Source organism: Reyranella soli, assembly GCF_007992495.1.
In the GTDB taxonomy this organism is placed as follows: Bacteria; Pseudomonadota; Alphaproteobacteria; order Reyranellales; family Reyranellaceae; genus Reyranella; species Reyranella soli.
Window position 1 is genome coordinate 1 of sequence record NZ_BKAJ01000153.1, and the last position, 20,581, is coordinate 20,581.

Annotated in this window: 26 protein-coding genes; 7 read left to right on the forward strand and 19 right to left on the reverse strand. The window is 66.9% G+C overall.

Annotated elements, in window-relative coordinates; genetic code table 11:
* Nucleotides 1-26 precede the first annotated feature (26 nt).
* The 6 genes from RSO01_RS36565 to RSO01_RS36590 all read right to left on the reverse strand — a co-directional run bounded on the left by RSO01_RS36565 (nucleotide 27) and on the right by RSO01_RS36590 (nucleotide 5,019).
* On the reverse strand, nucleotides 27-356 hold the full coding sequence (locus tag RSO01_RS36565) for a GNAT family N-acetyltransferase (protein ID WP_147155551.1): 330 nt from the start codon (nucleotides 354-356) through the stop codon (nucleotides 27-29).
* 134 nt (nucleotides 357-490) lie between these two features.
* Nucleotides 491-697, reverse strand: coding sequence for a cold-shock protein (locus RSO01_RS36570; protein WP_092827148.1), 207 nt, complete (start codon nucleotides 695-697; stop codon nucleotides 491-493).
* A gap of 224 nt (nucleotides 698-921) precedes the next feature.
* Complete coding sequence (locus tag RSO01_RS36575; RefSeq protein ID WP_147155552.1) at nucleotides 922-2,433, reverse strand: UxaA family hydrolase; 1,512 nt, start codon at nucleotides 2,431-2,433, stop codon at nucleotides 922-924.
* 144 nt (nucleotides 2,434-2,577) lie between these two features.
* The gene (locus tag RSO01_RS36580; RefSeq protein ID WP_147155553.1) at nucleotides 2,578-3,468 is read right to left on the reverse strand and encodes a dihydrodipicolinate synthase family protein; all 891 of its coding nucleotides are present in this window, start codon (nucleotides 3,466-3,468) and stop codon (nucleotides 2,578-2,580) included.
* A gap of 88 nt (nucleotides 3,469-3,556) precedes the next feature.
* Nucleotides 3,557-4,006, reverse strand: coding sequence for a YXWGXW repeat-containing protein (locus RSO01_RS36585; RefSeq protein ID WP_218037568.1), 450 nt, complete (start codon nucleotides 4,004-4,006; stop codon nucleotides 3,557-3,559).
* Between the two features lie 134 nt (nucleotides 4,007-4,140).
* Nucleotides 4,141-5,019: an EamA family transporter gene (locus tag RSO01_RS36590; protein ID WP_147155554.1), complete on the reverse strand. Its 879-nt coding sequence runs from the start codon at nucleotides 5,017-5,019 to the stop codon at nucleotides 4,141-4,143.
* 43 nt (nucleotides 5,020-5,062) lie between these two features.
* Here RSO01_RS36590 and RSO01_RS36595 point away from each other — a divergent pair, with 43 nt between their 5' ends.
* Nucleotides 5,063-5,920 (forward strand): branched-chain amino acid aminotransferase, encoded by an 858-nt coding sequence (locus RSO01_RS36595; protein WP_147155555.1) that lies wholly within the window; start codon nucleotides 5,063-5,065, stop codon nucleotides 5,918-5,920.
* Nucleotides 5,921-5,923: 3 nt separating this feature from the next.
* On the opposite strand, the gene RSO01_RS36600 is transcribed toward RSO01_RS36595, so the two are convergent.
* The 3 genes from RSO01_RS36600 to RSO01_RS36610 are packed head-to-tail and all read right to left on the reverse strand — an operon-like array spanning nucleotide 5,924 to nucleotide 9,032.
* On the reverse strand, nucleotides 5,924-7,477 hold the full coding sequence (locus RSO01_RS36600) for a DHA2 family efflux MFS transporter permease subunit (protein ID WP_147155556.1): 1,554 nt from the start codon (nucleotides 7,475-7,477) through the stop codon (nucleotides 5,924-5,926).
* Nucleotides 7,474-7,968 (reverse strand): isoprenylcysteine carboxyl methyltransferase family protein, encoded by a 495-nt coding sequence (locus RSO01_RS36605; RefSeq protein ID WP_147155557.1) that lies wholly within the window; start codon nucleotides 7,966-7,968, stop codon nucleotides 7,474-7,476. Before RSO01_RS36605 ends, RSO01_RS36600 begins: the two co-directional genes overlap by 4 nt.
* Nucleotides 7,968-9,032 (reverse strand): type III polyketide synthase, encoded by a 1,065-nt coding sequence (locus RSO01_RS36610; protein WP_147155558.1) that lies wholly within the window; start codon nucleotides 9,030-9,032, stop codon nucleotides 7,968-7,970. The genes RSO01_RS36605 and RSO01_RS36610 overlap by 1 nt, the downstream gene beginning before the upstream one ends.
* Nucleotides 9,033-9,166: 134 nt before the next feature.
* Here RSO01_RS36610 and RSO01_RS36615 point away from each other — a divergent pair, with 134 nt between their 5' ends.
* Nucleotides 9,167-9,772 (forward strand): glutathione S-transferase family protein, encoded by a 606-nt coding sequence (locus tag RSO01_RS36615; RefSeq protein ID WP_147155559.1) that lies wholly within the window; start codon nucleotides 9,167-9,169, stop codon nucleotides 9,770-9,772.
* A gap of 3 nt (nucleotides 9,773-9,775) precedes the next feature.
* Here RSO01_RS36615 and RSO01_RS36620 read toward each other — a convergent pair whose 3' ends face one another.
* The 3 genes from RSO01_RS36620 to RSO01_RS36630 are packed head-to-tail and all read right to left on the reverse strand — an operon-like array spanning nucleotide 9,776 to nucleotide 11,191.
* Nucleotides 9,776-10,444 (reverse strand): potassium channel family protein, encoded by a 669-nt coding sequence (locus tag RSO01_RS36620; RefSeq protein ID WP_170303633.1) that lies wholly within the window; start codon nucleotides 10,442-10,444, stop codon nucleotides 9,776-9,778.
* Nucleotides 10,445-10,467: 23 nt separating this feature from the next.
* Nucleotides 10,468-10,902 (reverse strand): VOC family protein, encoded by a 435-nt coding sequence (locus RSO01_RS36625; RefSeq protein ID WP_147155561.1) that lies wholly within the window; start codon nucleotides 10,900-10,902, stop codon nucleotides 10,468-10,470.
* A 19-nt stretch (nucleotides 10,903-10,921) separates the two neighbouring features.
* A complete protein-coding gene (locus RSO01_RS36630; RefSeq protein WP_147155562.1) occupies nucleotides 10,922-11,191 on the reverse strand; it encodes a VOC family protein in 270 nt (89 codons plus the stop codon).
* 43 nt (nucleotides 11,192-11,234) lie between these two features.
* On the opposite strand from RSO01_RS36630, the gene RSO01_RS36635 reads away from it, so the two are divergent.
* Nucleotides 11,235-11,825, forward strand: a complete 591-nt coding sequence (locus RSO01_RS36635) for an NAD(P)H-dependent oxidoreductase (protein ID WP_147155563.1) — start codon at nucleotides 11,235-11,237, stop codon at nucleotides 11,823-11,825.
* Nucleotides 11,826-11,874: 49 nt separating this feature from the next.
* On the forward strand, nucleotides 11,875-12,003 hold the full coding sequence (locus tag RSO01_RS49595) for a hypothetical protein (RefSeq protein ID WP_281291585.1): 129 nt from the start codon (nucleotides 11,875-11,877) through the stop codon (nucleotides 12,001-12,003).
* Here RSO01_RS49595 and RSO01_RS36640 read toward each other — a convergent pair.
* Nucleotides 12,000-12,296, reverse strand: a complete 297-nt coding sequence (locus tag RSO01_RS36640) for a hypothetical protein (protein ID WP_147155564.1) — start codon at nucleotides 12,294-12,296, stop codon at nucleotides 12,000-12,002. The two genes, RSO01_RS49595 and RSO01_RS36640, sit on opposite strands and share 4 nt — an antisense overlap.
* 78 nt (nucleotides 12,297-12,374) lie before the next feature.
* Between RSO01_RS36640 and RSO01_RS36645 the strand changes: the two genes are divergently transcribed.
* Entirely contained in the window at nucleotides 12,375-12,584 is a 210-nt protein-coding gene (locus RSO01_RS36645) for a YMGG-like glycine zipper-containing protein (protein ID WP_147155565.1), read from the forward strand.
* A 13-nt stretch (nucleotides 12,585-12,597) separates the two neighbouring features.
* Here RSO01_RS36645 and RSO01_RS36650 read toward each other — a convergent pair whose 3' ends face one another.
* Complete coding sequence (locus RSO01_RS36650; protein WP_147155566.1) at nucleotides 12,598-13,323, reverse strand: SDR family oxidoreductase; 726 nt, start codon at nucleotides 13,321-13,323, stop codon at nucleotides 12,598-12,600.
* A gap of 55 nt (nucleotides 13,324-13,378) precedes the next feature.
* Complete coding sequence (locus tag RSO01_RS36655) at nucleotides 13,379-14,302, reverse strand: sterol desaturase family protein (RefSeq protein WP_218037570.1); 924 nt, start codon at nucleotides 14,300-14,302, stop codon at nucleotides 13,379-13,381.
* Nucleotides 14,303-14,387: 85 nt separating this feature from the next.
* Here RSO01_RS36655 and RSO01_RS36660 point away from each other — a divergent pair, with 85 nt between their 5' ends.
* Nucleotides 14,388-15,050, forward strand: coding sequence for a TetR/AcrR family transcriptional regulator (locus tag RSO01_RS36660; RefSeq protein WP_147155567.1), 663 nt, complete (start codon nucleotides 14,388-14,390; stop codon nucleotides 15,048-15,050).
* Here RSO01_RS36660 and RSO01_RS36665 read toward each other — a convergent pair.
* Genes RSO01_RS36665 through RSO01_RS36675 form a run of 3 tightly spaced genes read right to left on the reverse strand, consistent with a single transcriptional unit; the run spans nucleotide 15,010 to nucleotide 18,042 of the window.
* Nucleotides 15,010-15,675 (reverse strand): ureidoglycolate lyase, encoded by a 666-nt coding sequence (locus tag RSO01_RS36665; RefSeq protein ID WP_147155568.1) that lies wholly within the window; start codon nucleotides 15,673-15,675, stop codon nucleotides 15,010-15,012. The genes RSO01_RS36660 and RSO01_RS36665 overlap by 41 nt on opposite strands.
* Nucleotides 15,676-15,692: 17 nt before the next feature.
* Entirely contained in the window at nucleotides 15,693-16,466 is a 774-nt protein-coding gene (locus RSO01_RS36670; RefSeq protein ID WP_147155569.1) for a hypothetical protein, read from the reverse strand.
* A complete protein-coding gene (locus RSO01_RS36675; protein WP_147155570.1) occupies nucleotides 16,441-18,042 on the reverse strand; it encodes a lysine--tRNA ligase in 1,602 nt (533 codons plus the stop codon). Before RSO01_RS36675 ends, RSO01_RS36670 begins: the two co-directional genes overlap by 26 nt.
* A gap of 88 nt (nucleotides 18,043-18,130) precedes the next feature.
* Here RSO01_RS36675 and RSO01_RS36680 point away from each other — a divergent pair, with 88 nt between their 5' ends.
* Nucleotides 18,131-19,300: a YbfB/YjiJ family MFS transporter gene (locus tag RSO01_RS36680; RefSeq protein WP_218037571.1), complete on the forward strand. Its 1,170-nt coding sequence runs from the start codon at nucleotides 18,131-18,133 to the stop codon at nucleotides 19,298-19,300.
* Here the strand turns inward: RSO01_RS36680 and RSO01_RS36685 are convergent.
* On the reverse strand, nucleotides 19,231-20,562 hold the full coding sequence (locus RSO01_RS36685) for a flavin monoamine oxidase family protein (RefSeq protein ID WP_170303634.1): 1,332 nt from the start codon (nucleotides 20,560-20,562) through the stop codon (nucleotides 19,231-19,233). The genes RSO01_RS36680 and RSO01_RS36685 overlap by 70 nt on opposite strands.
* Between the last annotated feature and the right edge of the window lie 19 nt (nucleotides 20,563-20,581).

Genomic DNA, 20,581 nt, shown 5'->3' on the forward strand with positions numbered 1-20,581 from the left:
CCGGAAGATCATGACGCGCTCCAGGACTACAGCACCTTGTCCATCACCTGGATATGTTCGCCGCGATACTCGCGCCGCTCAAGGGCGCGCCAGCCGAGGCCGGCATAGAGTCGGGCCGCTGACGTCGTGTAGAGATAGAGCGTCGCATAGCCGAGCCGGCGCGCCTCCTCCTCGATGGCCGAGACCAGCGCCGATACGACGCCCTTGCCGCGGCACCCGACCGGCACGAATACGCTGGCGAGCCACGGGTTGCGCGGATCGCCTTCGAGGTCGTCGAACAAAAGGGAAGCGGTGCCGAGCATTGCGCCGGCATCATCGAGAGCGACGAGTACGATCGGCACGCGATCGACGGTCATCCCCTCGCGAATATCGGCCGTCCGCGATTGCAGCGTCTGGCCGGGATTGAGATGCCCCCACTCGGCGAAGCCCCAGGCTGCGACTTGGTCGACGAGCTCGGGACGTTCGACGAGGGGGGACGATCTTCAAATGATCAGTCGGCCGCCTTGAGGTTCACGGCCGCCGAACGGCCACGCTCGGTGGCGATCTCGTAGTTGATCTTCTGGCCCTCGTTGAGGCCGTTCATACCCGAACGCTCGACTGCACTGATATGCACGAACACGTCCTTGCCGCCGTCGCTCGGCTGGATGAACCCGAAACCCTTGGTGGCGTTGAACCACTTGACCGTACCAGTAGCCATCACTCTCTCTCCTCGGCAGTTTTCTCAAGCCTAGACAAATACACGCGCAGCCGTGCTGCTCGTTGCAACGGTCCGCGACAACTCGAAGAATTTGGGAATTAGCGCGTGGGGTGAGTCCGTAGCCACAGTGGGCTGGGCCGCCAAGGCAAGGCCAAGTTCGTAAGTCGTAGGGCCGCATATCGGCAAATAACGCCTCCAAGTCAAGTTGGTTGCCTAAACGCTGTTCACATTGTGGCGCCGATTTTCCAGGGCTCGAATTCATCATCGCCGATGCCCAGAGCCTCGGACTTGGTCTTCTGTCCCGAGGCCGTTTGCAGAATCAGGTCGAAAATACGCTTTCCGTTGTCCTGAATCGTCTCCTCGCCGTCGACGATGGTGCCGCAGTTGATATCCATGTCGTCAGTCATGCGTCGATAGAGGGAGCTATTCGTCGCAAGCTTGAGTGACGGGGTAGGTTTACAACCGAACACGCTGCCCCGGCCGGTAGTGAAGCAGAGCACATTGGCGCCGCCGGCCACCTGGCCGGTGGCCGAGACCGGGTCGTAGCCGGGCGAATCCATGTAGACGAAGCCCTTGGCGGTGATCGGCTGTGCATATTCGTACACATCGACCAGGTTGGTCGTGCCGCCCTTCGCAACTGCACCCAAGGATTTTTCCAGGATGGTGGTCAGCCCGCCCGCCTTGTTGCCGGGCGAAGGATTGTTGTTCATCTCGCCGCCCGTGCGCGCACAATGGTCTTCCCACCATTTGATGCGGCGCACGATCTTCTCGCCGACCTCGCGACTGACGGCGCGCCGCGTCAGCAGATGCTCGGCGCCGTAGATCTCCGGCGTCTCCGACAGCACCGCCGTGCCGCCATGGCGCACCAGCAGGTCGACCGCCGCGCCCAGCGCGGGATTGGCCGAGATGCCGGAATAGCCGTCCGATCCGCCGCACTGCAGCGCAAGGATCAATTCGCTGGCCGGGATCGGCTCGCGCCGGACGTTGTTTGCCTCGGGCAGCAGGTCCTTCAGAAAGCCGACAGCACGCATCACGGTCTTGGAGACACCGCCCTCGTCCTGGATGGCCATCGGGATCAGCTTCGGCCCTTCCTTCAAGCCTTCGGCATTCATCAGGCCGGCGATCTGGTTGGTCTCGCAGCCCAGGCCCAGGACTACGACCGCCGCCATGTTGGGATGGCGCGTGTAGCCCGCGAGCGTGCGGCGCAGCACGTCCATCTCGAGGCCGGACGCCGCCATGCCGCAGCCACCGCCATGCGTCAGCGGCACGACGCCGTCGATATTGGGATACTGGGCGAGCAACGGCTCGAGCCTGGCCGCGATCATGCGGCTGGTCGCGGCCGAGCAGTTCACCGTCGTGACGATGCCGATGTAGTTGCGCGTCGCCGCGCGGCCGTCGGCGCGGCGATAGCCCATGAAGGTGGCGGCAGGCGTGATGTGGTCGGTTGGCCGTGCCTCGGCGCAGAAGGCGTAGTCGCGCTCGAAATCGCCCATGACGCAGTTGTGCGTGTGGATGTGCGTGCCCGGCGTCATGTCCTCGGTGGCGAAGCCGATGATCTGATTGTACTTGCGCAGCGGCTCGCCCTGCTTGACGGCACGGGTCAGGATCTTGTGACCCGGCGGCACGCTCGTCGCCGCCGCCACCTCGCCCTCGACCTTGGTGCCGGGCAGGATGTCCATGCGCGCCACGACGACGTTGTCGGCCGGATGCAGCCGGATGGTGAGCGGTGCCGCCATTGTCATTTCCTCCGATGACGCGAGCGTACTCGCTGGGGGCGCGCCACTCCAGTGGCGCGTCTTTGGGAGTGCGGGCCTCCGGCCCGCTCATGAACCATCGCGCCTATGAAGGCGCCTGAGCGGGCCAGAGGCCCGCCCTCCCAGCTAAGCTGCGCGCTTGCCGCGGATTTCATCGATGGCGGCGCCGAGCTTGCGGACCTCAGCTTCGCTGAGGGACGCGAGGGGCGCGCGCATGCGACTCCAGGCGACGGGATCGTTGCGGCGCAGGCCGACCAGGGCTTTCACCGCCGCCGTCACCGGATAGCCCAGCACGACGTCGACCATGGCATTGACCCGCGGCTCCTCGACGCCGTCGAACAGGGACTGCATCAGGTCGGGGATCACGTTCAGCATGCCGCTGATCGCGCCGGAAGCGCCGAGCGTCATGGCGCGCGCCAGAAGCCGCTCGTCGCCGATCAGGATGTGCAGGTCGCCATGGTGCTCCAGCAGGGCTTGCGCATTGGCCCAGTCGCCAGACGAATCCTTCACCCCCTTTACCTGCTGCGGGAAGCCTTTCTTCAGGCGGTCGATAAGCTCGATCGACAGGCCGACCGAGGTGACCTGCGGGATGTGATAGAGAATGACGTTGCTGGCGCCTGGTCCCAGCACGCGCAGCACGGCAGCGAACCAGTCGAACAGGCCTTCGTCACCGGCGCCCTTGAAATAGAACGGCGGCGCCAGCAGGAAGCTCGGGCAGCCCAGCATCAAGCCGGCGCGGGCCTGCGTGACCGCATCCTCGACCGACGCGGCGGCGATGCCGACCACGAGCTGCGTCCTGGGATCGATGCCGGCGCCGACCAGAGCGCCCAGCGCGCGCTGACGCTCGTTCAGGCCGATCGAGGCGCCCTCGCCCGTCGTGCCGAACGCGGTGACACCGGTGCAGCCATCGGCCAGCGACTGGCGCGCGTGCGCCACCAGGCGCGGCAGGTCGATGGCGCGGTCTTCGGTGAAGGGAGTGGTGAGAGCGACGGACAGGCCAAAACGATTCTTGCGCATGCCTTATGATAAGCCGCCGCCGCGCAAAGAAAAGCGGGCCCGTTTGGGCCCGCCCTTCCTACGCTACGCTACGCAACGTCATGCTTGGTTAGCGGCGACGGTTGTCCCAGTTATCGAACGCATTCGGGATACCGTCATGATCGCGATCGCCATACGGACCGTAGCGGTTGTCGTAAGGGCGCTGCGCCTGATAGCGGTCCGGCACGCCGTCACCGTTACGGTCCCAGCGACTGGGCACGTAGCGCCACTGGTTGCCGACCTGCGACCAAGTGGGGGCGACGTAGCGATAGCCAGGGCGCTCCGTCAGCCACTGGCCTGGACGCCACACGTACTGATCGTGGATCAGCTCATAGTGGCCCGGCGCCCAGACGTAACCGGAGCGCGGCACCGGCACGACCTCGTAGCGAGGCGGTGGCGGCGGCGAGCCGAAGGTGATGCTCACCTGCGCGTCAGCCGGTGTGAACGGCGCCGTGACGACCGTCGCCGTCGAAAGGAACGCGGCGGCGGCAAGGGACGTGATCGCCATACGCTTCAACATGACTTGCCTCCTTTTGCGCGGCCCCACCTGACGAGCACCGCGCTGGTGTGCTTGGTATTACGCAAGCCATCCCTCGGGCGTTTCGGGCTTATCGGAGGAATTCACGCGCGCATTCCGCCGCTTTTCGGCCACCATCAGGTTCCCACCAGCAGCAAAATGACGCCGGCGACGCTCGTGACGATTCCCAGCAAGCCGATCGCGTGCAGTCGCTCGTCGCGCAGCAGGAAGTAACTCAGCACCACAGCGATCAGCGGAAAGACGGCGACCAGCGGGGCGACCACGGTGATCGAGCCCAGGCCCAGCGCTGCATAAAGAAGAAACGTCGCCGTGCCGTTCGACATGCCGACAGCGACGAACCACAGGAGGCCAGCGCGATCGGGCGGACCGGCGGCGAGCGCGCGGCGGCCGACCAGCGACAGGATCACCACCGTCGACAGCGAATAGCCGATCGCGGCCGCCGCCAGCGGCTCGTGCCAGATCGCCAGCGCCGTCTTGATCGCGGGCTGGATGGCGCCGCGTATCAGGGCGGCGGCGAGCGGCAGCGCCAGCACCCAGATCGGCCACTGCCGGCCACCGGCACCGCCACGCAACGCCATCAGGGCGACGCCCGCCACGACCAGCACCAGGCCCGCGACCTGCCCCAGGCCGATGCGCTCGCCGAGAAGAAGGACGGCGAACAGCACGGCGAAGAGCGGCGTGACGTTGCCCGCGGCGCCGGCGACGGCCGGACCCAGCAGCTCATTCGAGCGCACGGACAGGATCGACACCACGACCGGGAAGATGCAGCCGACGCCCGCGAAGGTCAGCGCCGCCCCCCAGTCGAACCCCTGCCAGTCGACGAACAGCAGCGCGCCCACCCAGGCGGCGACCATGGAGCTGCCGATGGTGTAGATCGGCGAACGCCAGGACGGGACGGTACGCAGGCCGTACTGGGTCAGGATCAGTGCCAGGGCGAAACAGAATGCCGCACCCAGTGCCAATAGACTGGGGGCCAGGATGGCCGCGCCCGTCATGGTCTGCTAGAAGCGCCGGCTTCCGACCGGAGAATTGGAGAAAATGGACACGCTCACCTACTGGAACGGCACCTGGCACGAAGGCAACCCGGCGATCCTGGGCCCGCGCGACCACGCCTTCTGGCTGGGCTCGATGGTATTCGACGGCGGCCGCGCCTTCGAGGGCTGCGGGCCGGATCTCGACCTCCATGCGGAACGCGTCGTGCGCTCGGCGCGCGCGCTCGGCCTCAAGCCGACCAAGACGGCCAAGGAGATCCTCGAGCTGATGCACGAGGCGGTCCGCCGTTTCGGGCCCAAGGCCGAGCTCTATGTGCGGCCGATGTTCTGGGCGATGAAGGGCGGCCAGGGGCCGATCTCGGTCGACGGCGATTCGACCCAGTTCCTGCTCTGCGTCTATCACGCGCCGATGCGGGCGGGCACGCCGCTGACGCTCGGCCTCTGCCGCTCGATCCGCCGGCCGACGCCGGAGAGCGCGCCGACCGACGCCAAGGCAAGTTGCCTCTATCCCAACTCCAGCCGCGGCGTCGCCGAGATGCTCGAACGCGGCTTCCAGAACGGCATCGTGCTCGATGCGCTGGGCAACGTGGCCGAGACCTGCAGCTCCAACATCTTCCTCGCCAAGGGCGGCATCGTCAGCACGCCGGTGCCCAACGGCAGCTTCCTCGCCGGCATCACGCGCAATCGCACGGTCAAGCTGCTGCGCAACGCCGGCATCACGGTCGACGAGCGCACGGTGACGACGGCCGACCTCGACGATTGCGACGAGATGTTCACCACCGGCAATGCCGGCAAGGTGCAGCCGGTCAGCCGCTACGAAAGCCGCGACCTGCAGCCCGGGCCGATCGGCCGGCAGGCGCATGAGCTCTACATGGCGTTCGCGCGGACGCAGCGAGTGATCTGATCCTCATGTCGTCCTGAGCGTCGCGAAGGCTGCCCTGGATTTCTGGCCTCTCACGAACGGCAAGGCCAGCAAAGCCAATGCAGTAATCACTGCCAGCATTGCCCAGGCTTCGTTGATGGCGCTGACCAGGCCGGCACGCTCGACCAGCGGACGCACCGTCTCGATCATGGCGGCGTCGATCGTGCGTGTCGTGGCGGTGGCGATAGTCTCGGCCGGAATGCCGACCAGCGGCGCGACCGAGACGTCGCCGCTCTTCAGGCGCTGGCCGATCTCCTCGGCCAGGATCGGCGCGCGGCCGTAGATCACAGTGTCGATCAAGGCGAGGCCGATCGCGCCGCCGAGGTTGCGCATCAGGTTGAAGAGGCCGCTGGCATCGGCGACGCGCTCGGGCGGGAACTGGCAGAGCGCCAGCCGCGTCGGCGGCAGCAGGCAGAACATGATGGCCGAGCCACGCAGGATCTGCGGCACCAGCATCTCGTCGAAATCGGTCTCCGAGGTCTGGAAGGCGCTGAGGCCGAGCCCGACGGCGAACAGGGCGAAGCCGGCCAGCATCAGCAGGCGGCCGTCGACGCGGCGTTCCAGCTCGACGGCGATCGGCGCGGTGACGAGCTGGGCCACGCCGGTCACCAGCATGATGTGGCCGATATCCAGTGGGCCGTGCTCGCGCACGAAGCCCAGGAACACCGGCATCAGATAGACGGAGCCGTAGAGGCCGATGCCCAGTGTGAAGGAGAGAAAGCAGCCGATCGCAAAGTTGCGGTCGGCGAGCGCGCTCAAGTCGACGATCGGCTGGGAGCGGCCAAGGCTGCGACGGACGAAGGCGAAACCCGCGATCAGCGACAGGGCCAGCAGCCCCAGCACGCGCAGCGAGACCCAGCCGTGCTTGGGGGCGTCCTTCAGCCCGATTTCCAGCGCCGCCAGTGCGATCGCCATCAGGATGAGGCTGGCCACGTCGAGCGTGCGGACATGCGTATATTCGCCCGCCTCGCGCGGCAGGAACCGGGCGGCAATCGCGGCGGCGACAATACCGGGCGCGACGTTGACCAGAAACAGCCAGTGCCAGGAGTAGGTCTGGGTGATCCACCCGCCGACCAGCGGTCCGACGGTCGGCGCCAGCACGGCCATCACGCCGGCCAGCGTCGTAGCGATGCCCTGCTGACGGAAGGGAAAGAGCAGGAACACGGCGGAGAACACAGAGGGGATCAGAACGCCGCCGGCAAAGCCCTGCACCACCCGCGCGACGATCAACGTCTCGAAGCCGTGGCTGGCCGCGCAGGCCGCCGAAGCGACCGTAAACAACGTGAGCGCGCCGACGAACAGCCAGCGCAGGCTGAAGACGCGCGTCAAAAGGCCGGTCAACGGGATCGCGATCACCTCGGCAATGAGGTACGCCGTCTGCACCCAGCTCATCCGGTCGGGCTCGATGGACAGCGCCTCGCTGATGTCCGGCAGCGACGTGACGACGATCTGGATATCGAGCACCGCCATGAACATGCCGAGCGTCATGGCCGAGAAGCCGACCCAGGTGCCGGCGGTCGCGCCTCCCTCGTCGGTCATTGCCGGAGCGCCGCCTCTTCCGCGCGGATGCGGATCCACAACACCAGCGCGTTCAGAGCTGAGAACACGATGCCGTACCACACCAGGCCGAACACCAGCGGCAGCACCACGATTTCGGCGGCGACGATGCAGTAGTTGGGATGCGATACGAAGCGGAAGGGCCCCTCTTTCACCAGCGGCGCGCCCGGCAGGACGATGATGCGCGTCGTCCAGCGCGGCCCAAGGGTGGCGATCACCCACACGCGCAATGCCTGTAGGACGACGAACACAGCCAGCCAGCCCACACTCACGTCGACATCCGCGCGCCAGGCGACGAGATACCAAAGACCTGCGAGCCACGCGGCATGCAAGGCGACGATCAACGGATAGTGACCGGGCGCAACTTCGTGCGCCCCCTGGGCCAGCAGGCGGCCGGTGTTGCGCCGCGACAATAAAAGCTCGCCAAGACGCTGCAGGGTCACCAGGCCGAGGATGGCCCCCGCCAGCAACATCACGCCGCCTGTGCCAGCGACAGGCAGCTGCAGGTGAAACCCGGTCCCAGCGCCGTCAGCACGGTGCGCTGCGGCAGACGCTGCTTCGCCAAGCGATCGAGCACGAACAGCACGGTCGGCGCCGACATGTTGCCGTACTCCTCCAGCACGGCGCGCTCATGATCGAGCGTGCCCTGGTCGAGGCGCAGCGTGCTCTCGAGCGCGGTGATGACCTTGGCGCCGCCGGGATGGCAGGTGAAACGGTCGACCGATGCACGCTCGATGCCGATGCGCGCCAGGATGCCGTCGACGGCGGCGCCGACATGCTCCTCGGCAAACGGCGGGATGGCGCGGTCGAAGATGACGCCGAGACCGGTCGGATCGACCTTCCATCCCATGATGTCGAGGCTGTCGGGCCACAGATGCTCGCCCGCGCCCTCGATGCGCGCCACGCCCGTCTCGCCGGTGCGCACGACGCAGGCCGCGGCGCCGTCGCCGAACAGCGCCGTCGCCACCATATTGGCGCTGGTGAGCTGGTCCATGCGGAAGGCGGCGGTGCAGATCTCGATCGCCACCAGGAGCACGGTAGAGCCCGGCCGCGCCCGCGCCAGGCGACCCGCGATCGCCAATCCCGAGACGCCGCCGGCACAGCCCAGACCGAACACGGGCACGCGCTCGACGTCGGCGCGGAAGCCCATGCGGCCGGCGACGCGCGCCTCGAGGCTGGGCGTGGCGATGCCGGTCGAGGAGATGGTGACGATGGTGTCGACGTCGCGGGCCTCACAGCCGGCGGCGGCCAGCGCACGGCTGGCGGCTGCGACGAACAGGTCCTGCGCGCCGGCCAGATAGGCGGCGTTGCGCTCGGGCCAGCCGAGATCGGAGAAATACCAGTCGAGCGGCTTCACGGTGTATCGGGTGCGGATGCCCGCCGTCTCGAACACCGGCGCCATGCGCTCGAAGGCCGCATAGCGATGGGCGAAGATGCGGCGCGCCGCCGCCGCCGCATCGGACTGCTTCAGCTGGTGTGGCGGCACGGCCTGGCCGATGGAGAGCAGCGCCGTGGACTGGCTTGCATCGTTCGACATCGGCTTCCTCTTGGTCGGCATGGACAACGCGTGGTTGCCTCTAGCAGATCATCAACGTGCCTGGTCACTGCAAGTCACGATAGCGCGAAGGCCTGTCCCTGTGCTGCCATGATCTCCGCACATTTGGAGGAACAATGCTGCTCATCGGAGTGAACCGCTCGCCCTATACACGGCGCGTTGCCATCACGCTCAAGGCCTACGGCCTGCCCTTCGAGCAGCGCGACCTTTCGGGGTTCGGCAACCGCGCCGACGTCCGCGCCGCGAACCCGCTGGGGCGCATTCCCGCCCTGGTGCTCGACAACGGCGAAACCCTCATAGACAGCGCCGCCATCATCGACCACCTCGACGAGCTCGTCGGCCGCGAACGCGCGCTGACGCCGCCAGACGGCGCCGACCGGCGCGCCGTGCTGCGCCTGGCGGCGCTGATGATAGGCGCCTGCGACAAGGGCCTGCACGCCGCCTACGAGCGCAATCACCACCCACCGGAGAAGGTGCACCAGCCATGGATCGACGACTGCATGGCGCAGATGAAGCATGCGCTGGCCGCCATGGAGGAGTTGACTCGGCCGGGACAGGACTACTTGCTGCTGGGCCGTCTCACCCAGGCCGACGTCACGGCCTTCATCGCCGAACGGCTGGCGCGCGGCCTCAAGGTCGACACCGCGAGCGAGATGCCGCGCCTGCACGCGCATTGCCGCCGGCTTCTGGAGCAAGACGCCTTCCGCTCGACCGAGCCGTGATTCCTAGGGCCGGTGCTTGCCGCTGTTGCGGTAGAGATTGGCCAGCCGGGCGATCAGGAAGGCGACATACATCACGCCCAGGACCTGCTCGATTATGATCAAGCTTCGCGCCATCTTGGTCACCGGCGTGATCTCGCCGAAACCGGTCGACGTCAGTACCGTGAAAGAGAAGTACATCATGGTCGGCCAGTCCAGGTGCTCGTCCGGCGCATGCACTGGAGCGGCATGGAAGGCGTCCGGCTGGAGCTGCTGCAGCCATCCGAACAGGCTTGCGAAGGTGAAGGCGATCAGGACATAGGCCGCGACGGCACCGAACACCTTGTCGGCGGTGATCGGGCGCCAATCGAGCACGTAGTAGAGCAGTCCGGTCGTCACGGCGCCGAGGAACATCGCGGTGATGAGCAGTGTCACCGGCCGCAGCCAGTGTTCGCCGAGCCTGTCCGCCGCGACGGCGTTGACGGTGAACAACGCCAACAGGCCGAGGGCCAGCAGCGTCGCCCGCCGCGCCCGCAAGGCCCACATGGCGAGCATCAGGATGACGACCAGTCCGAGCGCCAGGAAGACCGCTGCAAACGAGCCGGCCACCAAGGGATTGATCAGGATGAACAGGCAGAGGGCCACCAGCAGCACGCCGCATCGGTTGCGGCGCATGTAGGCAAGGCGGCGCTTCATCCGTAAGGCGATCGTCATGATGGTTACTTCCACTCCGCCAGTTCGACCGTGATGCCCTCCGGCCCCTCGAGGAACACCAGCTTGCGGTCGTGGAAGGTCATCGGCTGGTTGCGCAGGCGCACGCCCGCCGCCGTCACCGTGGCGATCAGGCCATCGATGTCCGAGACGGCGAAGCACATGTGGTTGAAGCCAACCCGGTCGAGCCGGGCGATGTCGCCTTCGCGCTTCACCGGCGGATTGAGGAAGTGCAGGAGCTGCACTTCGAGGCGAGGATTGGAGTCCTCCAGCGCCAAGGTGATGTGGCGGGCCTCGAGGTTCGCGATGCCCATGTACCGGTCCATCACCGGACCCTTGATCACCACGTCCTTGTCGAGTTCGAAGCCCAGTAGGGCGAAGAAGCCAATGGCGGCGGCAGGATCGGTCACGGCCACGGTGACGTGGTCGAAGTGTTTCAGCATCCCCTCATTCTAGCGCCCATCAGGGCCAATGCACGAATTCCAGCTTTAGCCCGTCGGGATCGGCAAAGAAGACGGCATTGTAGCCTGCGCCATACGCCGGATAGTCGGCCGGTGCGTCGAGGATAGGGGCGCCCTTGCCCACAAGCAGCGCATAAAGGCGATCGACATCGTCACGGCTCGCGGCGTGCCAGGCGAGATGATGAAGGCCGGCGCTGTAGCGATCGTGCACGCGATCCGAGCGCGCGGGTTTCAGGCCGATCGAGCAGACGAGCTGTCCGGCATCGCGCATGATCCCTCCGGAACGGAAGCGGCCACTGTGACGTTGCTGGCGAATGCAAATCCAGGTCGTATGCTGCCATCCCCTCACCGAGAGCTATGACCACTCGCTCTTTCGCGCCGTCATCGGCACGCTCGAGCAGAACGGTCATGGCGTCGTGGCGACGGATCTCTATCGCGAAGGCTTCGCGCCGGCGATGACGGTCGAGGAACGGCGCACCTACATGAGCAACGACTACGACGCGAGCGCCGTCGCCCGCTATGTCGAGATCCTGAAGCAGGTCGACGGCCTGATCCTGTGCTTCCCGCACTGGTGGTTCTCCATGCCGGCCATGCTGAAGGGCTGGGTCGATCGCGTGTGGGGTCCGGGTACCGCATTCATCTACGATTCCAAGGACGGGCATCTCAGGCCCAACCTGCACAACATCAAGCTGTTCGGCGTGGTCACCAGCTACGGCTCGTCGTGGTGGATCGTGCGCGTGTTCGCGGGCGACGCCGGCCGCAAGGTGCTGATGCGCGGCATGAAGCCGTTATGCGCCAAGGACGTCCGGTCGTTCTATCTCGCCCACTACGGCATGGACGCCTCGACCTCCGCGTCACGCGATGCCTTCTTGAAGAAAGTCCGGCGGCGCATCGCGCAGATCTGACCGCAACCAACCAGCCGCGCTGGCGTTCCTCTGCCGATGGAGGCCCGTCATGTGGCGTAAGTGCCTGATTTCCTTGGGACTTTCAGCAATTCTCCTGACCGCCTGCGATCCCGAGCTGCTGATCTCCCGGTCCGACCCCAGCGACTATGAAGTGGTGGCGCTGGTCGCCGGCAGTTAACGGCCGAGCAGCAGCCCGACGGCCGCGCCGACCCCTATCCCCAGCAACGTCAACGCAAAGAAGGCGCCCAACCAAAGGAAGCCCCGCTTGAGATGGCGGCGCCCCTGGTCGGTCAGCTCGTGCCATCGCAAACCACTGGAAAAGGCCGCAGGCTTGCGCACGTGGCCCGCCGCCTGGGCGCGATGGGTCACCAACCATGCATACACCATGTGCCAGAGACCGCCGATCAGGGCGGCCATACCCAGGATCCAGAACGGCGCGAACAGCAGCCAAACTTCGATGTCGGTACTCACGATCACAGTTAGGCCACAGCACGGAGCCGCCGTCGATACGTAAAGCTAGATGACAATATCCAAACGGGGTCCCTTCACATGACAAAATACCTGGTCCTGGCCGCCCTCCTCCTCGGCACCACGGCCTGCGGCGATACCTGGGGCCAACGCGCCGTCACCGGCGGCGGCATCGGCGCCGGCTCGGGCGCGATCATCGGCGCTCTGACGCCGATCGGTATCCTGCCGGGCGCCTTGGTCGGCACCGCCGTCGGCGCCGGCGTCGGCGCGGCAACGACACCCCGCTACTGATCTCTTCCCGAGGTCACCACGTCTCTTTCCACGGCCTGAGATCCATCTCGAAGGTCCAGGCCGAACGCTTCTGCTGGTGGATCTGCCAGTAGACGTCGGCAATGTCGTCCGGATTGAGGACGGCGTCAGGGCCGGCGTTGTAACGCTCGGGAAAATTGCTCTTGATCCATTCAGTGTCGATGGCGCCGTCGATCACGACATGGGCGACGTGGATGTTCTGCGGCCCGAGCTCGCGCGCCATCGATTGCGCCAGCGCGCGCACGGCATGCCTGCCGCCGGCGAAGGCCGAGAAGCCGCGACCGCCACGCAGACTCGCCGTGGCGCCGGTGAACAGCATGGTGCCGCGGCCGCGCGGCACCATGGCCTTGGCCGCTTCGCGCGCCGTCAGGAAGCCGGCGAAGGCGGTCATCTCCCAGACCTTGCGGTAGACGCGGGCCGTCGTGTCGCGGATGTCGAAGCGCACGTTGCCGCCGATGTTGAAGGCGAAGACCTCTATGTCGCCGATCTCGGTCTCGATCTCGCGGAACAGTTTCACCACCTGCTCCTCGTCGCGCGCGTCCGAGCCGAAGGGATGGACCTTGCCGCCTTCCCGGGTGATCTCGGCCACCAGGTGCTTCAGCTTGTCGGCGCTGCGCCGCGTCGCCACCGCCGTGTAGCCCTCGCGCGCAAAGCGACGGGCGATTGCCCCGCCCGTCGCATCGCCCGCACCGATCACGACACAGACCTTGTCTCTCGCCATGGGCGGTCTCCTTTACCGTCAATCTGTCGACGGCTCGGGGACCGCTCAAGGGAGATTACGTCATGGCCGGCTGAGACGACTGATTGCTCTTGCTGCTGACCAGGCCGGCGCGGCGGCGGATATCCGCCGTGGTCAGGCCTTCGCCATCCGGCCGCCAGCCCGGCGGGGCGAAGGTGTACATCCAGGCCTCGTGCAGCGAGCGCGCTGAGCGCAGGTCCTTGATGAGGTCGATCCACGGCGAGAAGTTGATGACGAACGGATTGCGCGAAGAAACCGTGGGCGTGATGGTGCCGTAGTCGCACGGCACGTCGTCGCGCTCGGGGATGTAGCTGCCGAACAGGCGGTCGAAGACCACCAGCACGCCGCCGAAGTTGGCGTCGAGATACTCCGGATTGCGCGCGTGATGGACGCGATGGTTGGACGGCGTGTTGATGATGCCCTCCAGCCAGCCCAGCCGCGGGAACCAGTCGGCATGCAGCCAGAACTGGTACGTCAGGTTCAGCACCAGCGCCGTCAGCACGACCGTCGGCGTGAAGCCGAGCAGCACCAATGGCGTAAAGAACAGGGTCGAGCCGGTCAGGCGACCGAACCAACCCAGCCGATAGGCGGCCGAGAGGTTGAGCTGATTGGGCGAGTGATGCGGCGAATGCCCGGCCCAGAACCAGCGCGAGGTGTGACTGAAGCGGTGGTACCAGTAGTAGAAGAACTCGAGGCCGAAGAAGAGCAGCAGGATCGAGCCGATACTGTCGAGCGACTGGGTGAAGAAGCGATATTCCCACGCCAGGCCCATCCACGGCGCGATGATGGCGAGAGGCACGAAGCGCAGGAGCTGACGGCCCGCAAGGTCGGCGAGCGAGCAGGCCGACGCCTTCCAGTCGTAGCCTTCGGGGCGGCTGCGGGCGAGCCAGATCCCCTCGGCCACGGCGGCCATGAGAACGAGCGGCAGGACCACCATGTAGATCCCGGAGAGGTCGGCCACAGCGCGCTCCTTGTGATTTGCCTTGCGAGCAATATATGAGCGATCCTCATGTTCTCGTACTCGCCTTTGCCGAGCCCGGACCGCCATGACCACACGCCGCCAAGCCCCTGAAATAAAAAGGCGAATTCCCCGCCAGGCACGCGCGGCCGAGACTGCGGCGGCGATCCTGGAGGCCGCCGCTCAGATTCTCGAAGCCGGCGGCCTCGCCGGCTTCACCACCAACGCCGTGGCCGAGCGGGCCGGCGTCAGCATCGGCACGCTCTATCAATACTTCGACGACAAGAACGCGATCCTGCTGGCGCTCGCCAGGCAGCAGGTCGGCCTCGGCCTGGCGGAGATCGCGCGGGCGCTGAGCGGTGAGATCGATCCCACGCCTGAGGGCCGGGTGCGCGCCATGGTGCGGGCGGCGGTGCACGCCTTCCGCGGCCGCCAGCGCGCGCGCAAGGCGGTGATGGAGGCGGTCCTGTCGCAGGGTCACCATGCCGAGCTGATGCTGCCCGTCGTCGCCTTCATCGCCGAGCAAGGCGCGCGCGTCGGAACGATACCGCAGCCGGTCTTCGCCAGGCTCACGCCGCTGCAGATGTTCGTGATGTCGCGCGCCATGATCGGCGTGCTGCGCGCCGCCGTCCTGGAGGAGCAGCCGTTCTTCAAGAGCCGCCCCTTCGAGGACGAACTGGTGCGGCTGGTGCTGGCCTATCTCGGGAGCATCACAAGGGAGGCGGCGTCGACATCGGCAGCGGCACGTTGAGCAGCACGCCGAGCTCGCCCGCGAGGTCGCAGCTCACCCGCGCATGCACCCGGCCCTGCTTGTCGAAGAAGCGGCCGGTCGGCGTCACGGGAAACACGCCCTCGTGCCAGATGCCGGGATGGATGTAGATGCCGAAGCTGCCGTCGGACCACAGTGCGACGAAATCCTCGGGCTTGAGATTGTCGCCCGGCTTGGCCACCGGCACGACGAACGGCTGGCCGTCGATTGGGAAGAAGAGCTGGCCGCCGTCGGGATGATAGTTGCAATGCCACAGGAGCACGCGATCGCCGGCGAGCGCCACGCCGGCCGCCGCCTGCTCGGGCCGCTCGCGGAAGCCGATGACGTAATGGCCACCGACGGCTTCGTTGCGTCCCAAGAGCTCGTTGGCTCGCCATTCGCAGGCGAAGATGCCCTCGGTCGTGCCGCCCTCGATGCCGGTGCCGGCATCGAGCTTGCGCCAGCCGGCAAGCGGCCACGGCACGATCTCGATGCGATGGTCGCGGCTCGTGGCGATCTCGCCGTAGCCTTTGATCGACTCCTCTGTGGCATGCACCAGCGGCACGTCGATCAACCGAAGTCCCGCCGGGACCTTGGGGTTGAGATAATCGAAGACGACCTGATCCATCGATCCCTCGCGAATCGTCAAATGAGGGGCACCCTCTCCACCGTCTCAGGCCCGAGCACCAAGTCGTCGCTGGCCCCCAGCAGCCATAGTGCCTCGGCCTGAAATCTCACGATAGGTCTATCCCACCAGCGATCGAGGAGTTCGGCCAGGGCCGCGCACTCCAGCGCGTCGAGGTCGTCGTTGAGATTGTAGATCCCCACGACATAGAGGTCGGTCGGGCGGCGACCCATCGCTTGCTGAATGCGGTGAAAAACGTTCGTCCCGCCGCGCTTCTCGGGATAGACGCGCAGATAGAGCCGCCCCCGGTTGACGTTGCCTGAGAACAAGCCGCGCAGCTCGACGGCGACAGGGCCGAGGCGCCTCAAGGCATCGCGCTGCGCGGCGTCGAGGACCGGCGGTACCTGCCCCATCGCCAGCGAGCCGCAAAGGGTGGCGTGCAGTTTGTGGCGACGACGTTCGACGATGTCCCAGGCGATCTTGGGTGCGAGCGGCGATGCCTTGAGCTCGGCCTCGAGGGACAGATAGGCCTGCGATCGCCGCAGCAGCGCGTCGGCAATCGGCAGCGACAACGAGAAAACGGGCTCGTGCCGACCCATCTCGTAGTGCCGGCCCTCACGACGCGCGATCACGCGTGGATGATCGGGCGCGACCAACGGCAGATGGGCGAGACGATATGATTCATCGAGCAGGAATCCTTGTCCCTGCTCGAACCGCGTCCGGCTGGCGAGGTAGTCCAGCTCGTCGTCGCCGCAGAGCGTGACCACCTCAGGCCGCGCGGCTGAGATCCTCACCGGCCAGCGCCCGCTCGATCAGCTTCACGACGTTGTCGCGGCCGTAGAGCTTGATGAAGGCGCCCATGCGCGGCCCCTGCTCGCTGCCCAGGAGCACCTCGTAGAGCGTCTTGAACCACTGACGCAGCTCGGCCTGCGCGAAGTGGCGCTTGCCCGCCTCGTAGACCTCGTTCTGGATGAACTCGGCGGTCGATTCCTCCGGCAGCTTGGCGAGCGTCTCGGCGAGATCCTGCAGCGCCTCGCGCTCCGCGGCCGTAGGCAGGCGGAACTTCTTCGATGCCTTCACGAAGTCCTGGTAGTAGGCCACCGCGCCCGTCAGCAGGCGGTCGAGATAGGGCGCGTTCTCCGGCGTGGCGCCTGGCACGTAGCGGCGCAGGTACTGCCACAGCACGTCCTTGCTGTCAGTGTGAGCCACGCTCGCGAGATTGAGCAGCATGTTGAAATTGACGCCGGCTGCGCTGTTGGCCGGCGCCTTGCCGTCATGGATGTGCCACGCCGCGTTCTCCAGCGCCTTGGCCGGCTCCTCGGCCGGCAGCTTCTCGACTGCCGCGAGGTAATCGTCGACAGCGCGCGGGATGACGTCGAAGTACAGACGCTTGGCGCGGCGCGGCTGCTGCTGCATGTAGAGCGCCAGCGACTCGGGCGGCGCATAGCGCAGCCATTCCTCGACCGAGAGCCCGTTGCCCTTGGACTTGGAGATCTTCTTGCCTTCCTCGTCGAGGAAGAGCTCGAAGTTGAAGCCCTCCGGCGGCTCGCCGCCCAGGATCTTCACGATCTTCGCGCTGAGCTCCGCCGACGGGATGAGATCCTTGCCGTACATCTCGTAGTCGACGCCGAGCGCGAACCAGCGGCCGGCCCAGTCAGCCTTCCACTGCAGCTTGACGTTGCCGCCGGTCACCGGCGTCTCGACCAGCGTGCCATCCTCGTCGCGATAGACGATGGTGCCCGCCTGGGCGTCGGTCTTGATCACCGGCACCTGCAGCACGCGGCCCGTCTTGGGCGAGATCGGCAAGAAAATCGAGTAGGTCGCGCGCCGCTCCTCGCCGAGCGTCGGCAGCATGATGGCCTGCACTTCGTCGTAGTGCTGCAGCATGGCCAGCAGCATCTTGTCGAAGCGGCCCGACTTGTACCAATCGGTCGCCGACTGGAACTCGTACTCGAAACCGAAGGAATCGAGGAAGGCGCGCAGCCGTGCGTTGTTGGCCGCGCCGAAGCTCGGATGCTCGTTGCTGAACGGATCGGGCACCGAGGTCAGCGGCTTGCCGAGATTGGCGGCCAGCATCTCCTTGTTGGGCACGTTGTCGGGCACCTTGCGCAGCCCGTCCATGTCGTCGGAGAAGCAGAACAGCCGGGTCGGCACGTCGCTCAGGCGCTGGAAGGCCTGGCGCACCATGGTCGTGCGCACGACCTCGCCGAACGTGCCGATATGCGGCAGACCCGAAGGGCCGTAGCCGGTCTCGAACAGCACGTACCCTTTGGCCGGCGCTTTGCCGCCGATCCGGGCGACCAGCTTGCGGGCTTCTTCGAATGGCCACGCGCGCGCGGCCTCGGCGAGGGTACGATCGATCTGGGACATGGATCGGTCAAACTAGGTGCGAGGGGCATTTGCGTCAATGCGGCCGGAAGGCCAAAGTGCCCCGCATACAATGAACAAAAGCCCTTTCATGCTGGCATTAGGTGGCCTTTTGGCGATGGCCGCCGGCATCGGCATCGGCCGCTTCGTCTACACCCCCATCCTGCCGCCCATGGTCGAGGCGCTGTCGCTCAGCAAGGCCGAGGCCGGGCTGATCGCCTCGGCCAACTTCGTCGGCTACCTCGCAGGCGCCCTGCTGGCGGCAGTGCGCCTGCCGGGCTCGCGCCGCAGCTGGCTGCTCGCAGGCCTCGTGCTCAACGTCGTCTGCCTGGCGGCGATGGGCACCACGACGTCGCTCGTCCTTTTCCTGCTGCTGCGGCTCGCCGCCGGCGTCGCCAGCGCCTTCTGCCTGATCTTCAGCTCCGCCCTGGTGCTGGACCGGCTGGCCGCCACGGGCCGCAGCGGCCTGTCGGCACTGCATTTCTCGGGCGTCGGCATCGGCATCGCCTTGTCGGCGGCCGTGGTCGCCATGCTCGGCGACTGGCGCAACATGTGGCTCGCGAGCGCAGGCCTGGCGGCAGTCGCTGCCATCGCCGTCGCGCTGACCGTGACGGCGGAAGCCGCCCCCTCCGCCGCCACAGCCCGGGTGCCGCGGACAAAACTTTCATCCGCCTTCATCATGCTCGCCGTCGCCTACTTCCTGTTCGGCATCGGCTACATCATCACCGCGACCTTCCTGATCGACATCGTGCGCGGCTCGCCCGCCATCCGTCATCTCGAGCCCTATGCCTGGATTCTGGTCGGCATCGGCGCCGCGCCGTCGGTCGTGCTGTGGGGCGCGCTCGGCCGCCGCATCGGCATCCTGCCGGCCTTCGCCGTGGCGAGCCTGGTCGAGGCGGCCGGCGTGGTCGCGAGCGTGCTGTGGCTGCAGACAATGGGCGTGGTGATCGCGGCCCTCTTCCTCGGCGGCACCTTCATGGGTCTGACGGCGCTCGGCCTGATCGGCGCGCGCGAGGCGGGCGTCGGCGATCCGCGCGGCCGCATCGCGCTGATGACGGCCTCCTTCAGCCTCGGCCAGATCATCGGCCCGGTCTTCGCCGGCGTGGTCTACGATGCCACCGGCAGCCTGGTCTGGCCCTCGCTGCTGGCGGCCGCGGGCCTGGTGCTGGCGGCACTACTGTCGCTCGCCAGTCAGCGTTTCGCGCCCGCTGCTCCCAGGACGGCCAGCGCCTCGCGCGCCGCACGCACGCCCGAGGCATAGGCGCCGCCGACGCGCGTCGCCCACACCGGATCGGTCGCTTCGCCGGCAAAGAACACGCGATCGTGGTGCGGCTGGGCCAGCACCAGCCGCTTGTCGGCGTTGCCCGGCGTCGCCATCGACCACGAGCCGCGGGCGAACGGATCCTTGCCCCAGCGCGTGACCGAGGAGCGCGCCAGCAGGCCGCGCAAGTCGTTGCCGTAGATCTCGGCCAGGGCCGACACCGCGAAGCCCAGGGCCGCGCCGGTGCCCTCCTCCTCGAGCTGCCGCGCCTGCGCGCCGCCCACGAACACGATGGCGGCCTCGCGGTTGTAGGGCCGCACGATGGCGTCGAACGCCTCCTGCTTGCGGTTGAGGCCGATGACGCTGCGGTCGGCCGGCGCATCGATCACCTTGCGGCCGAACGACAGCGCCACCTTGTTGTAGAGCGCCATCGGCAGCTGGGCGATCGCCTCGCGCCTGGCGACGCTGAGCTGCGGAGCAAAGCCGAACGGGCCACTGGCCAGCACGCCGGTCGGCACCGTCACGATGATGGCCTTGGCGTTCAGCTGGCCGTTGGTCGTGACGACCAGCACCTGCCCGCCTGTCGAATCGATGCGCACCACCCGCGTGCCGAGCTTCACCGGCACCTTGGCGCCCCAGCGGGCGACCAGCGCGCCCAGGCCCTCGGGCACCGAATATTGCGGCTCGGTCTCGGGCTGGCGCATGAAGTCACGCGCCGAGAGCTCACCGAGCTCGACACCCGATTCCAGCGGCCCGACCATGGCATAGGCCAGCCGCTCCAGCGGATCCTGCGCCACCAGCACACGGCCGACCGGCACGTCGGCTGCCGTCCTCAGGGCCTCGACCAGCTTGCGCGAGGCATCGATGGCGATCTTCTCGAAGCGTGCGTATTCTTCCTTGGGGGCTTCGGTTCCGCCGACATAGATCGCCTGCTCCTGGCGGTCGGGCACGGGCCGCACATTCATCTCTTTCAGGATCGCCATGGCCGGATTGGTGCGACCGGCCTCGATCCATTGCGCGCCGAGGTCGAAGGGGAAGCCGAAAGTGGTGCTGTCAGTGACAGCACGGCCGCCGATGCGTTCGCGCGCCTCGACCACCAGCACGCTCTTGTTGGCCGCCATCAGGGTCTTAGCGGCCGCGAGGCCTGCGACACCGGCGCCGACGATGATCACGTCGGGCTCGGCCGCCCCCCACGTCGGTGGTGCCGGAAGTGCGGTTCCTGCCATCACCATGGACAGGAAGAGACGACGACTGAGCGTCATTTGGCTGACAGTGTATGCT